A 13,502-nucleotide genomic window follows, 5' to 3' on the forward strand; every position below is an offset into this window, starting at 1 on the left:
ACGTGACCTTGACCAGCGACGCCTTTGTCGATCAACTCAAGATCTGCGACGTCGATGCGCACGTGCTTGAGCCACCGGATCTCTGGACGTCCCGGATGTCGAAGAAGTGGGGCGACGAGGCGCCACACATCGTGAGGATCAACGACAGGGACACCTGGTTCATCGGCGACACCCGGGTCGGCACCGCCGTCGGCGGTCAGGCGCAGGCGGGGTGGAACGCGCCCTACCCCGACACGCCGCTCTACTACGAGGACGCGCATCCCGGCGCCTGGAAGGCCGCCGAGCGCCTCGCCTGGATGGATGAGAACGGTATCCACTCGCAGGTGCTGTACCCGAACATGATCGCGTTCCACACGGCCCGGCTGCTGACGTTGGAGCCAGAACTCCGGCTTCAGATCGTCCAGGCGTTCAACGACTTCTTGAGCGAGTTCTGCTCCGCGGCTCCGGATCGGCTCATCGCGCTCACCAACCTTCCGTGGTGGGATCTCGACGCGAGCATCGCGGAACTCGAGCGTTGCCACGCCCTCGGTCACCGGGGCCTCAACTTCGGCTGGCAGTTCGAGAAGGCTGGTCTACCGCCACTGCGCTCGGATCACTGGGAGCCGCTCCTGAGGCGGTGCGAAGAGATGGGCGTGTCCGTCAACTTCCACACGGCCTTCAACGAGTCCTTCTCCGAGGACCAGGGGCTCGTGGCCAACGCGGAATCGTTCAGCACGCTGGACCTGGCCAAGGTCTCCGCCCAGTCCATGCTGGCGAACGCCAACTGCATCTCAGAGCTGATCCTCGGTCGCCTCTGCGAGCGCTACCCAACCCTGAAGTTCGTCTCGGTGGAAAGTGGGATCGGCTACATCCCGTTCCTGCTCGATTCGCTCGACTGGCAGTGGAGCACTCTCGCCACCCACCTCGACTACCCGGACATGCTCCTGCCGTCGGAGTACTTTCGGCGACAGATCTACGCCACGTTCTGGTTCGACCCTCATGTGGGCGGACCGGCGGAGCTGTACCCGGACAATTTCATGTTCGAGACCGACTTCCCACACTCCACCTGTCTCGCGCCGGCGCCGGACTCCGTTGCCACGGGGCCACGAGAGACGATCAGCAGGAACCTGAGCGATCTACCAACAGATCTCGTGCGGAAGGTCCTGCACGGCAACGCTGCCCACGTCTACAACCTCTGATTCGAGGATCTACGTGCGACTGCTCATCACGGGCGTGAGCGACGACGGCCGATCCTGCGTCGTCGAGGACCGAACGCCGAGCGAAGTGCCCTTCGAAGGAAACGGGATCATCGTCGTGCAGGCGGCCAAGACGTCGTCGTCTCCACCTCCCCCACGGCCGCGGGGGCAGGGCCACCACATCAATGTCGAGGCGATCCCCGGCACCGCCGGCTGGAACTTCATCAAGTTCCCCGCGCAGACCACAACCGGGGTTCACAACACCGACAGCCTCGACTTCAACGTCATCCTTGAGGGGAGCGTCGACCTGATCCTCGATGATGGGCCGCATCGGCTCGGCCCCGGTGACGCGGCGGTCATCAACGGAGTCGACCACGGATGGCAGACGGGGGATTCCGCCTGCCGGATGAGCGTGGTCGTCATTGCCACGGCTCCGCTGGACTGATAACGCCTCACCAGGCGGACCACCGATAGAGAGCGGCCGCTTCATCGTAGCTCCATTCGGCGGCACCGAGGTCGATTCAGCCGGGGCCGGCGTAGTCGCTGCGACACGCCGGCACCGGCCTTTCCAGGCAATTTCGAATCCGACCCGAGACCTTCGCCGGCACGGCCGGCGACTCGAAGATTCGTCACGCGGGTTGTTCGCGGAACCGCGGAGCCCGGACCGGAGAGGCAAGGTCTGCCCGGACCGAGTCTTCCGTCACGCCATTTCCATATGGGGGAAGTACATGCGCTTACGCAGACCACGGATACCCTTAGGCTGGGCGATGACGATTCTCATCGCCGTCGCCACGAGTTGCGCACCATCTTCCAGCGGAAGCGCGGCGAACGCGTCCTGCGACTCACCCGGAGTCACGCCAAGCCAGGTCACGTTGGGGTTCGTCTACCCCAACTCAGGAATATCGGCCGCCGCGCTCTCCGCAGCCCGCGCCGGTCTCGACGCCAGAATCGGCCTCGCGAACGAACAGGGCGGCGTACACGGCCGAAAGATCACCTACCAGTGGCGAGACGACCAAGGATCCACCGGCGTCGCCGCGCTCGTGACCGAGGACCTCGTTCAAAACGAGAAGGTCTTCGGCCTGGTGACAGCAAGCGACTCCCTCGCGGCCGCGATGGACAACCTGACCAGACAGAACGTCCCCGTAACAGGAATCGCCGTCGAACCCGCCTGGGCTGGACGCAAGAACATGTTCTCCGCCATCTACTCCGCGTCGCAGCAGGTCCTCGGCCAGTACATCCGGTCCGCCCACGGCACGAAGGTCGCCATCATCACCGCAAGCCCCTCAGCGGCGACCACCGCGACCACGACAGCCTACGAGCAAGGCCTACGGGCCGCGGGCGTCAGCGCCGTCGAGGCGTTCCCCTACGTCTCCAGCACCGGCAGCCCCACACAGCTCGCCAGCAAGATCACCGAATTCGGTGCCGACGCGCTCCTGGGCATCATCGCGCCGAACGACTTCGCCGAGGTCGTACAGGCGACCCGCGCCGCGGGCGCGCACCTCGCGGTCAGCGTCGCACTCACTGGCTACGACCGCAGCCTGCTGGCATCCGACGGCCCCGCGCTCGCCGGAGTGTCCATACCCGTCCTCTTCCGCCCGTTCGAAGCAGGCGGACCAGCCATCGCCCGCTACCAGAACGCGATGGCCAGCTACGCCCCCGAGGCGGGAGCCACCGACCAGCAGTTCGCCATGTTCACCTACATCAGCACCGACCTGTTCCTACGCGGCCTTGATCTGGCCGGCCCCTGCCCCACCCGCGAAGCCTTCATCAAAGCGCTGCGCAGCGAGTCGTCCTACGACGCCGGCGGACTCATCGCACCCGTCGACCTGCGCGACTACACCGGCAAACCACTCGCCTGTAACGCCTTCGTCCAAGTAGCACCCGGCGGAGGCGACTTCATAGTCGTCCGCAACCGCGTCTGCGCCGACGGCAGCACCAGCTGACACCCAGTCCAGACAGGGTTTTGCCAGTCCCGGCCGCAGTCCGCCGGACAGGCAGGCCGGAGGGCGAGGGCTATCCCCGCATCGTGAGTCTTGATTCGTTGATAGGAGCCGGGTGTCCGGTAAGGCGTACCTGCTCAGTACGTCCACTGGGCGTCGATGAACCGGCGGACCTCGCGTTCGAGTTCACGGTCCTCGGGGGCGCTTGCGAAGAACCCTCCGTGCGGCGCCGCTTCCAGGACGTGCAACTCAGCGGAGACCCCCGCCGCTCGCAGCGCCCGGTGCATGCGAACGGTGTTGGACAGGAACAGGTCCCGCGTGCCGGTCGCGAGCAGCGTGGGAGGGAAGCCCGTTGAGAAGTCACCGAACAACGGGGACAGGTACGGGTCCGAAAGATCGTGACCGGCGGCGTAGAGCAGATTGGCCGGCATCAGACTCTCCGTCAGGACGGTGTCGACGCCAAGATTGGTCTGGAAGGAATCACCTGACTCGGTGAGGTCGAGTTCTGGTGTGAGCAGGACGACGCCAGCGGGCAGAGGGAGGCCTTCGTCGCGGGCTCGCAGGACAAGCGCGGCCGCAAGGTTGGCTCCGGCGGAACCGCCGCCTACGACGATGTCCTCGGGGCGATGATCCCGCAGCAGGCCGCGGTAGGCGACGACGCAGTCATCGAGGGGCGTCGGGTAGGGATAGTCCGGCGGCATCCGGTAGTCGACAGCCCAGGTCCGCGCGTGGACGCGGTCCGCCGTGGAGATGCCCATGGCCCGGCAGCAGTCGCCGCCACCCATGATCAGACCGCCGCCGTGGAGGTCGAGAAAGACGCGGCCGTCGTCCGGAGCGCCGCGCGGCGTGATGACGAAGACACCCACGCCGTCGACGTTGATGTCCTCCACTTCGGCGACGATGCGGGATGCCCGGGCGGCCAGGTGCGGCCGGATCGCCGCGTCCCTCGCCGCGATCATGGCTCGCCACGCCGCGATGTCCTCCAGCGGCGGGTACCCGGGTAGGTCCATGGGGCCCATCGCCAGTACGGCCTGGGCCTGGGCGCTCACTGACCCGGGAACCGGGATGTCACGCGCTGGCACATGGAGCGACAGCCGGATGTCCGTGCCGGTCATGCGGGGAACCTCCTCGTCGTGACTCGGCGGATAGCTCATGTCGTGGACATCGGACACGTCCCCGCCACGGGACTGTAGCGGCAGCTCAGGAGTTATAGAAGGGCCCGTCCTATAAAGAAGGTCGGGGCGGACCGGAGCTGACGTCCCCGTACGTACGGTCACCCAGCGGATTCGTTCATGTCGAACGCGGGGAGTACCTCGTGCTCGAAGAGGCGCAGGCTTGACCACGCGAGCGCGACGGGCATTCCACCGCACAGCGGATGGAGCTGAGCGAAGGGAAACGGCGCCGCTTGTTGTTCGGCCACGAGCTGGTCGGGGGTGAGGACCCGGTACTGTCCGGCTGCCCGTAGGTGGTCGATGTCGTCGACGGGGCGGTAGGGCGAGGCGACATGGTCCTGGGCTTGCCAGGCGCCGTAGGCGTTCGTCTCGTGCAGGAAGTACGGCGCCATCTGCTCCCAGCCCTTCTCCGGGTCCTCGGCGAGTGCCACGACCCGGGTCTCGCTGACCGGGCTCGGGCCGGGATCGGGCCGGCCGAGGGTGCGGACCTCGTCGCGGTAGAACTCCCAAACCTCGGGCACCGAGGGGATGAACCCGTCGGCGATGCGGGCGGCGCGCCGTGCGGCGGGTTCGCTGCTGCCGCCGAGTGAGATCGACGGGCCTCCCGGACGAGCTGGCGCCGGTGTGACGTGCACGGTGCGGCCGCGGTAGTCGAACGGCTTGCCGGCGAACGCCGCTTTCAGGGTGGTGACCGTCTCGGTGACGCGCTTCGCCCGCTCGTTCATCGGGATGCCAAACATGGCGAACTCTTCGTGGACGTAGCCGCCGGCGACGATGAGATCGACACGTCCCCGGCTCAGGTTGTCCAGGACGACCAGGTCTTCGGCCAGGCGCAGCGGGTCGTGGAACGGGGCGATGAGCGCGGCGATGAGGAAGCGGACGTTCGTCGTGCGGGCCGCCATCGCCGCGAGCATCGGTACCGGGCTGGGTAGGTAGCCGTCCGGCGAACCGTGGTGCTCGGAGACCGCGATGTTGACGCATCCGAGCCGGTCGGCCCACGCGGCCATGTCGAGGGCGGCCGTGTATCGATCGGCCATCGTGGTACCGGCGATGCGAGGATTTCGGAAGTCGAAGCGAAGTCCAAAAAACAGGCCCGAGGGGCTCATCAGTCTTCAGATTCCTTTCGCCCACAGAGCTGGGGGTATTAGCCCTCAGGACAAATGCCCATTCGGACACGGGGAGCGGGGCGAGGCGACCGCGTTCTCGCCTCGACGCGCCGTGCGCATGACCGGCGGGCCGACCGCGCTCACGCGGTTGATCCGCCGGTCCAGTGCGGTGAGGACGGGCCTCTCAGGACGAGGGTGAGACCGTCTTGCCTGGGATCACGGTGCCGCAGACCGGGTCGGCTCCGGGCACGAGCTTGAACGAGGAACCCTCCAGCTTCGTGACCCACACGCAGTTGTCTGCCCCGAGCACAATGTTGTCGCGGTCGTTGATGTCGAGCTTGTGGCTCCCGAATAGGCCCAGCGCAGTGAAGTCGTGAATGTTGGAGAACGCGGTGATCAGGGAGGCCTGGGTGGGCTGGGGACCAGCGTTCTTGAGGCCCCGCAGGAGCAGGCCGACGGATACATATCCGTTGTACTGGGCGACTGTCGGTTCTCCCGCCACGCCCGCGGCCTTGAGGTCACTCGCGAACTGCTTGGTGGCGGCTGTGTTCATCTCCACCGGCTCGTATCCGAGGGAGAAATAGACGTTCTGCGCGGCGTTCAGCGCCCCCGGTCCTGCCTGAAGAAGGTCACCGCCGTAGCCGGTAGGTAGCAGCGCCACTTTCAGGTTGACACCGTTCTGGCGAAGACTAGTGATCAATGCGAAAGCCGTGTTCGGATCTGTCGATCCGACGAACCCGTCGATCCCGGCGCTTTTCATCGCCAACGTCTCTGGCTCGACGTTGGTGCTCCCGAAGGGGAAGCTGGCGTTGAGGTAGCCGGGGGTGACACCGGCCGCCCGCGCCGACTCGGCTGACGCCTTGGCCGACTCCGACGAAGAAGGGGAGATCGAATATCCGAGGGAGGCGAGGCTGGTCACTCCCTGCATTTTGAAGAACTTCCCCATCGTGGTGGCGACGTTCGTCGTATGGAGCGCACCGAAGACCGAGAACATGTTCTTCGACGTGATCCACTCGGGTCCGTCGATGGCGCCACCCACCACCGGGACGCCATGGGCAGTGAGGTAACTCGACGCGGCGAACGTGAGCGCGGAGTAAGCGATCACGGCGAACACATGGTCCTGTGTGACAAGCTTCTGGGCCGCGGAGAGGGCCGTCGCGGGTGAGGTCATCGTGTCACCCACAACGTATTTGATCGTGTAGCCGTCGCGGGACGCGAGTACGGTCCCAGCCTTGACGCCGTCAACGCTGGTCTTGTTCCCCGATGCGGCGGGGCCGGTGCTGTCGGTTAAAACTCCGATCGTGTAGGTTCTGGTGCCGCTGGTGGCGCCCCCGTTCGCCTTGCCGGTCGACGCCGTCGACCGGCAACCGGTCGCGATGATGAGAACTGCTGCCACCAGGGCAAGCATTCTCTTCCGAGAATAGATCACGCTTGACCTCACCTTGCATAGTTGGTTATTGATCACCGATAGTTGGCCGTTTCAGGGCCGACTGGATTTGGATCCGGGTTCGGGCCATCGGATATCGGCCCCGCAGGGGCGACGCTTCGACGTACGCAGAAGGATTACTGGTCCGGCAGTACGGCATGTGGATGACCTAGCGCCGACGCGCCGTCTACGAATCCGCGCCGTTTGGACAGCCTTCCACCCTCCGAAATTTCCCTGCGACCGAGACAGCGATACTCGATCGCTACGCCGATCTCCGCTCCTCCGGGTCGGGCACGCCGCGGGCGAGACCCGTTCCTGCTCTGAGCTCCGGCGATGGGTGAGCCTGCTCGGCCCCGTCCGCCGTCAGGTTCACTGAAGGTCGCCGTCAAGATCCAGATCTAGTGAGCGGAACATCCAGGAGAGGATCTCGTAGGCGCCCACGGTGAAGATGACGTCCATGAGCTGCTGCGTGTCGAGGGTGGCGCTCAGGATCGTCCACGTGTCGTGGCTGATCTCGCCGTCGGCCACGAGCTCGTCGGTGGCGCGCAACAGCGCCGCTTCGAGGGGATCCCAGTGCGGCGCGTTAGGCCCCCAGGCGATTTGCCCGATCTCTTCGTCGCTCAGGCCGGCCTCCCGACCCATGCCGAGATGCTCGGCCCATGCGTAGGCGGACTGGCGCAGCTTCGCGACCCGGAGAATGAGGATCTCGCGCTGTCGCTGCGACAGGGTCGTCGCCAGCAGCATGTGGCCGTTGAACGTGAAGAACGCCCGCGCCAACCCTGGATGATGCGCGAACGTGCCCAGCATGTTCAGCGGTATCGGTCTGCCCTCCGGGCTCGGCGGCGGGTGACGCGGTGCCGGCGGCATCAGGGCGGCGAGCGCGCCGCGCATCTCTTTCGGCCACGCACGCGGTGGAATGGGGTCGACGCGGCTCATCTCGGATCGTCGTGTGCAGGAGTGCGCGGGCGTAATGCCATCTGGTCTCCTCGTGCTCGTGGGGGAAGGCGGGCCTTGCGGTAGATGCCATCCGGGACGCGTCCCGTGCCGAGCGGGGGCCAGCTCACCGCGACGGTCATCGCTCCTCGCCCTCGGGCGGTCGAGGCGCCACGGCGACCACGTGAGGGCGGCGTACTCGGCTTGATCACCCGTTACGGCGGTCCTGACAGCGGACACAGGCCACCGGACGATCCTCTCGCCTGCTCGGCCTGTCGTCGCTGACGTGGATCGGAGGGCCGGGCCACCTCCCGCGATCAGTCGATCGCCTATCTACCTTCCGTCGGCAGGTAACCTAGGATAGTCGCCACGACGGTGTCAATCCCGCCACTGCCAGGGCTCGGACGCCCGTCGCAGACGGCGCCGGACGCGTCGTGGAGGCCGACTGCCCGCGCAGTGCCCCGCTCGACGGACGATGGACACGTCCCCGCTCGACGCCCCGTTGCCGGCGTTCACCGCGAGATCCGGACCGTCGGCGCCTCTGGACCCGGGATGGCTCGACCACCTGCCATAGAATGAGCGCTCCCGGCAGGACTGAACGGAGATCACTCGCGGTGGACCATCAGGCGCGTAACCGGCGGCCGGGAGCAGATCGCAGGGCGCAGATCATGCAGGTTGCGGCCGACCTGTTCGAGGCCAATGCCTATCAAGGCACCTCTATGGAGGCCGTCGCCCAGCGGGTCGGAATCCGCAAGGCGTCGCTCTATTACTACTTCGCCAGCAAGGACGATCTCCTCGCGCAAATGCATTTGGAAACGATCGAGCCGATCTTCGAAGCCCATCGGCAGCGCCTGGACGCCCACATCCTCGGCTCACGAGATCTCCTGTTGGCGATGATGGCCGATCTGGTGTCGCTCGCGGAGTCCCACGGCATCCACATGCGGCAGGTGTTCGACCACTTCCAGGAGCTGCCCGAACCCGTCCGAACTAAGATCATCGATCAGCGCGACAACTATCGCGAAATGATCATCGACGTTCTCAACCAGGGGATCGCCGACGGCGTGTTCGCGACCAACGACGTGAACCTGACAGCCCTCGCGATCCTGGGCATGTGCAGTTGGACCTACCAGTGGTTCCGACCTGCGGGAGAACGCACCACCGCCGAGATCGCCCAGCACTTCTACGACCTCGTCATGAACGGCCTCAACACCGGCTGAGGCCTGTCGGGCGTCGTTCGACCGGCACCGTACTGAGGGTCGCTCAGCGTCGCTAATCTCAGGAACAACCTGCGGCCCAGTCTCGGGCGACCCGGATTCTCTGCGACCCCATGATGTGTGACATCGATGTCGGTGATCACCGCGAGGCATCGTGACACGGTGCCCCGAGCGGCCGGCGACACCCATGGCGCGTGAGGAACGTCCTCCCCCGCACCACGGGTCCCCGCCGGCGAGGCGACGGCAGTCTGCTCGGAGACGATCGATCGCCGCATCGCCGCATCGCCGCATCGCCGGCGAGCGAGGTAGCCCGTGGCGTTTCGTTGACACCGGTTCGAGTCCGACCCTAAGTTACCTACCGTCGGTTGGTAGGAGGGTGCGGGCGGGTGTCGAGGACGGAACTCGTCGCCGCGGTCTCCACCGCCCTCGCCGTGGACGCGTCCGTAGGCCACGCGACGCGGAAGGAATTCTCCTGGTCGAGACGAAGGTGCTGAGGCCGCATTCAGGCGTGACGCTGGTCTTGGAACTTGGCCCCGCCGGCACTACGGCCAGCGCGTTTCCCGGGCTTCGCCAACACCTCGGCGCTGCGCAAGGCCGAGGCCCGTGGGTTGCTGGGCGGCGCGATCGAGGGACCGCATCGCCCGGCCCTGACCCCGGCCGCCGGGTCGACCGACCGGAGGACATCACCGCGGCGTGCGCTTTCCTCAACTCGGACCAGGCTGGCCAAACCACGGGGCAGATCCTGGGCGTGCCCGCTCCGTGAGACAGGAGCCGTCCCTCTCCGGAGGGACTCAATGATCGGAGCGTTCCATCGTGAGCCTTGACGACCTCACCTTTGTCGAGCGCTACGGGCCGTGGGCGCTCGTGGCGGGGGCGTCGGAAGGAGTGGGTGCCGAGTACGCACGGGCCATGGCCCAGCGCGGACTCAACGTCGTGCTCCTCGCTCGCCGGCAGGACGAGCTTGACACGCTCGCCGCCGCGGTGCGCGCCGAAACCGGCGTGGAGACCCGGGCCGTCACCGTGGATCTCGCCGGAACGGACGCGATGACGAAGATCCTCGATGCGACCGCCGGCGTCGAGATCGGCATGATGATGTACTGCGCCGGTGCGGACCCGAACTACGCGTCGTTCCTCGCCAACCCGGTCGAGATCCCGCTGGCGCTGGTGCATCGCAACTGTCTCGTGCCGATGCAGATGTGCCACCAGTTCGCGGGCCCGATGGCAATCCGGGGAAGGGGCGCGATCGTGCTGGTCTCATCGGCCGCCGGACTCGCCGGAGCCCCGAACATGGTCGCCTACGGTGCCTCGAAAGCCTTCGACATGGTGATGGCCGAAGCACTGTGGGCGGAGCTCCACGACAGCGGAGTCGACGTCCTGAGCCTGGTGCTGGGGGTCACCGACACCCCGGCACTGCGCCGGCTCCTGACCCGTCGAGGCGCCCTGGCGGACCCCAGGGACCCGATCCCGATCGAGGGTGTCTCAACGGGGGCCGAAGTCGTCCGCGAAGCGATCGCGAATCTGTCGAACGGCCCCACCTGGCTTGTGGGAGACCATCTGCGCGAAAGCTCAAAGCTGCTACGGGCCCTGACCCGCAACGAAGCGGTCATGGCGATGATCCAGCAAAGCGGCGGCGCGATGGCCGCTCGACCCGATGCACAGGTGTCGGCATGAGGCCGCCGATGATCGACCACGACGCCCGTCAGGGCATCGCCGAGGTGCTGTTGCGATACGCAACCGGCATCGATCGGCGGGACTGGGCGCTGTTTCGCACCTGCTTCACCCTCGACTGCGAGGCCGACTATGGCACTGTCGGCGTCATGCACGGCGCGGGTGCCATCACTGAATGGATGGATCAGGCACACGCCGGATGTGGTTACACGATGCACCGCATCACCAACACGGTCGTCTCCCCGCACAGCGACGGCGCCGCCGCTCGCAGCTACGTCGACGCCATCGTCCTGGCCGCGGACAACCAGACCGGAACCCAGGTCGTCGGGTACTACGACGACGAACTAGTGAACACCACCGACGGGTGGAAGATCTCCAGACGCGTCTTCACCATGGTTCACCTCAAAGTAATCGGAGACGCCCGGGAATAACAGAATGATCGACAGACAAGGACCGCGTCCGCCTCCTCACCGAACACTCCGCCCTCCAGGACCATCGAACGCGAGATCGATCGAGTGACACAGTCCGTTCCGCAACCGCTGACGCGTGGGCCGGCGGGCGACGCGACGGCGACGGCGACGGCGACGGCGACGGCGACGGCGAAAGTCCATCCGATCGGCGGAGCCTGGGCAGTCCCATAGAAGAGTCCGAGCCCGATGGTCGCGGTGCTGCCGCAAGGAATCGCGCGGCGACCGACCAGACCGGGGTTGCCCTGGGGGTCAGGGCCGCGCTCCTCATGCTCGATGAACCGCGCCGCATGGTCAGGCGGCACTAGCAGTACCTGTTTGGCGGACACCCGGAACTCGACGAACTCGCCGGCGAGGAGCTTCTCGGCGATCTCGCCCATCGGGATCTGGCGTAGGTTCGGGGTGACCTTGCGGTCGATCCATTCGAGATCGGCAAACCCGGCCATGGCCACGCTACCTGGATCCCGCCTGGAGGCGGCCTCCGCGAAGGTACTCGTGAAGCGCAGCTGGGCGACGCCGTTGAGACTCTCCCCGTGGACGGGGGTCCACAGGCTCGCATAGCCGGCCCGGCGGGCGTCCTTCGCGCGCTGCAGGTGGTACGTCCGGGCCCGCTGGACCTCGCCCGCGATCGGTTGGACGGCTTTGCCTGGTACGACGAAGTCGTTCGACTTGCGCTTCTGCTGCCAGCCCTCGCCTCTGATGGTGAACGGGTGCTCGGTGTCGACGGCATAGCCGGCGTGGGCGTATCGCTTACAGAGCCACTCGATGATCGGCGTCTGGTCGCCGTCGACCACCTGGTGCTTGCAGGCGCCGTCCGCGCCCCGGAACCCCTTCGCCCTTGAAGTGGCGGGCGTAGCGACGCCCGGACTTCGGGTTGACCAGGACGAGCCCGGTTCCCGTGTCCTCGCAGAGCGGGACCAGGCAGCGGGCCGACGGACTGTCACGAGACGACACCCGCCGGTCGGTCTCGCCGTCGCCGACGCTCAGGCGCTCCCATAGCGCCAGACCGTCCGGTCGTCCGAGGTTGGCGCGGGAGAGATCCAGGATCTCGCCGGACACCAGCTGGATCCGTCGGTCGGCGTCCAGGAATGCGGCGCGTCGAGGGCGCGTGCTTCTCGATCGTGCCGCGGGTCGTGGTCGGGGCGCGGAGGCGAGCGGAGCAGTCCTGGCCGCTGGACCGGGTCGCGACTCGGCCCGAGGGCGTCGGTGAGGCGATTGGCTGTTCCCGACAACCGGGTCTCCGGCCACCTAGCGGCCGGGCCGACTGCCAGCACCGAGCAGGCCGGCTCGCCCGGTTCGCCGCAGCCCAGTGCCCGCGCACTTCGTCGACGGGGCCACGGCGTTCGCCGACCCGGTCCGTACGCTCTGGGCTTCGCCGCGCTCGCCACCGTCCCGGCACTGCCATTACTGATGCGCAGGAGCAACCGCTAGTACGACCGCCGCGGTCCGACATATCTGGCGGACCCGGTTCTCACTTGTTTCAAGCTCGCCTTATTGCGGACAGCTGTCGCTCGACACCCGTCGTACGAATCCGGAAGTGCGCCATCTGTTCGCTGACGCCGTATGCGGCAGCGATACCTGCGGCGTCTATTCCGCGTCGGAGCGCGCTGAGTAGTAGTGGCCGTGGGAGTAGGAGGCATCCGGCGAGCCAGTTTGCCTCTTGTTCTTCGTCTGGGTCGCAGGTGAAGAAGGCTATCTTGCCGACCGATCGCACTTCTTTTGGTGCGCGTCTAAGAATGATGTGCGATGTTTCATGGGCGACGTCGCTCTGTGTTCTCCCTGGTAGAGCCAGTGGGCTGTAGACGATGACGTGGCGATCTTCGAGGGTGAACGTACAGGCGGAGAAGGCTCCGGGTTGTAGCTCTTCGAGAGCTCTGAGTTTCGACAGGGTGGTGAGTTCGTCGGCTCGGCGCACCCATGCGCCGAGGTGCTTTGCGAGGTCCAGGGCGTCGAGTGGATCCGTCGGTCGTTTCCCCATTGCGGTGCGGATTTCTTGCGATATCTTTTCGGCTTCTGTTTTGAATCCGCGGCGCATCAGTCGTCTTCCGGGGCGTCGAGTATCGCTGACTGCATGTCACCGAGAATCTCGGCGAGAAGTGCGCCTGCGGCCGGCGTGAAGGTCTTGGCTGAACGGAGATGGATCGAGATTAATGGCCTTTCTTCGACAAGTCGGTGGTACATTTCCTCGACAATCTCGGCGATCTGGTCCGCTGCCTGGCCGGAAAGGCGCGGGTATCTTGGCTAGAGAGGCAGGGAACGGTGTACACCAGCGAGGAAGATCCAGAAGATTCTCGAACACGTCGTCGGCGCGCTTCCGTGATCTCAGTGCCTGTCCTGAATCTTGGTGGTGTGTACCGGTTGTGGTCCGTTCCTGATCTTGCCGGCGTGGTGGCGTGATCTA

General features: G+C 66.2%; 13 protein-coding genes. 6 read left to right on the forward strand and 7 right to left on the reverse strand.

What is annotated here, in order from left to right; genetic code table 11:
* Positions 1-2: 2 nt before the first annotated feature.
* Together I6A60_RS08875 and I6A60_RS08880 are read left to right on the forward strand one after the other, a co-directional pair.
* A complete protein-coding gene (locus tag I6A60_RS08875; protein ID WP_203012655.1) occupies positions 3-1,178 on the forward strand; it encodes an amidohydrolase family protein in 1,176 nt (391 codons plus the stop codon).
* A gap of 13 nt (positions 1,179-1,191) precedes the next feature.
* The gene (locus I6A60_RS08880) at positions 1,192-1,620 is read left to right on the forward strand and encodes a cupin domain-containing protein (RefSeq protein WP_203012657.1); all 429 of its coding nucleotides are present in this window, start codon (positions 1,192-1,194) and stop codon (positions 1,618-1,620) included.
* A gap of 255 nt (positions 1,621-1,875) precedes the next feature.
* On the opposite strand, the gene I6A60_RS43405 is transcribed toward I6A60_RS08880, so the two are convergent.
* Positions 1,876-2,046, reverse strand: coding sequence for a hypothetical protein (locus I6A60_RS43405; protein WP_307873591.1), 171 nt, complete (start codon positions 2,044-2,046; stop codon positions 1,876-1,878).
* Position 2,047: 1 nt separating this feature from the next.
* On the opposite strand from I6A60_RS43405, the gene I6A60_RS08885 reads away from it, so the two are divergent.
* Positions 2,048-3,118 (forward strand): ABC transporter substrate-binding protein, encoded by a 1,071-nt coding sequence (locus I6A60_RS08885; RefSeq protein WP_307873592.1) that lies wholly within the window; start codon positions 2,048-2,050, stop codon positions 3,116-3,118.
* A gap of 134 nt (positions 3,119-3,252) precedes the next feature.
* On the opposite strand, the gene I6A60_RS08890 is transcribed toward I6A60_RS08885, so the two are convergent.
* The 4 genes from I6A60_RS08890 to I6A60_RS08905 all read right to left on the reverse strand — a co-directional run bounded on the left by I6A60_RS08890 (position 3,253) and on the right by I6A60_RS08905 (position 7,755).
* Positions 3,253-4,230, reverse strand: coding sequence for an alpha/beta hydrolase (locus I6A60_RS08890; protein ID WP_203012659.1), 978 nt, complete (start codon positions 4,228-4,230; stop codon positions 3,253-3,255).
* 158 nt (positions 4,231-4,388) lie between these two features.
* Complete coding sequence (locus tag I6A60_RS08895; protein ID WP_374113501.1) at positions 4,389-5,324, reverse strand: LLM class flavin-dependent oxidoreductase; 936 nt, start codon at positions 5,322-5,324, stop codon at positions 4,389-4,391.
* Between the two features lie 253 nt (positions 5,325-5,577).
* On the reverse strand, positions 5,578-6,822 hold the full coding sequence (locus I6A60_RS08900) for an ABC transporter substrate-binding protein (protein WP_307873593.1): 1,245 nt from the start codon (positions 6,820-6,822) through the stop codon (positions 5,578-5,580).
* A gap of 366 nt (positions 6,823-7,188) precedes the next feature.
* On the reverse strand, positions 7,189-7,755 hold the full coding sequence (locus tag I6A60_RS08905) for a carboxymuconolactone decarboxylase family protein (RefSeq protein ID WP_203012660.1): 567 nt from the start codon (positions 7,753-7,755) through the stop codon (positions 7,189-7,191).
* A 611-nt stretch (positions 7,756-8,366) separates the two neighbouring features.
* Here I6A60_RS08905 and I6A60_RS08910 point away from each other — a divergent pair.
* From I6A60_RS08910 to I6A60_RS08920, 3 genes are all read left to right on the forward strand, one after another.
* Positions 8,367-8,969 carry a TetR/AcrR family transcriptional regulator gene (locus I6A60_RS08910; protein ID WP_307873594.1) on the forward strand — a complete coding sequence of 201 codons (603 nt, stop codon included), beginning with the start codon at positions 8,367-8,369 and terminating at the stop codon, positions 8,967-8,969.
* Positions 8,970-9,779: 810 nt separating this feature from the next.
* Positions 9,780-10,637, forward strand: a complete 858-nt coding sequence (locus I6A60_RS08915) for an SDR family NAD(P)-dependent oxidoreductase (protein WP_203012670.1) — start codon at positions 9,780-9,782, stop codon at positions 10,635-10,637.
* Positions 10,634-11,065, forward strand: coding sequence for a nuclear transport factor 2 family protein (locus I6A60_RS08920; RefSeq protein WP_238435055.1), 432 nt, complete (start codon positions 10,634-10,636; stop codon positions 11,063-11,065). Before I6A60_RS08915 ends, I6A60_RS08920 begins: the two co-directional genes overlap by 4 nt.
* Here I6A60_RS08920 and I6A60_RS08925 read toward each other — a convergent pair.
* Positions 11,032-11,895: a hypothetical protein gene (locus tag I6A60_RS08925; RefSeq protein WP_203012672.1), complete on the reverse strand. Its 864-nt coding sequence runs from the start codon at positions 11,893-11,895 to the stop codon at positions 11,032-11,034. The two genes, I6A60_RS08920 and I6A60_RS08925, sit on opposite strands and share 34 nt — an antisense overlap.
* Before the next feature lie 686 nt (positions 11,896-12,581).
* Positions 12,582-13,136, reverse strand: coding sequence for an ImmA/IrrE family metallo-endopeptidase (locus I6A60_RS08930; protein WP_203012679.1), 555 nt, complete (start codon positions 13,134-13,136; stop codon positions 12,582-12,584).
* Positions 13,137-13,502 lie beyond the last annotated feature (366 nt).

Origin of the sequence: Frankia sp. AgB1.9 (genome assembly GCF_016786355.1) — a bacterium.
Taxonomy (GTDB): Bacteria; Actinomycetota; Actinomycetes; order Frankiales; family Frankiaceae; genus Pseudofrankia.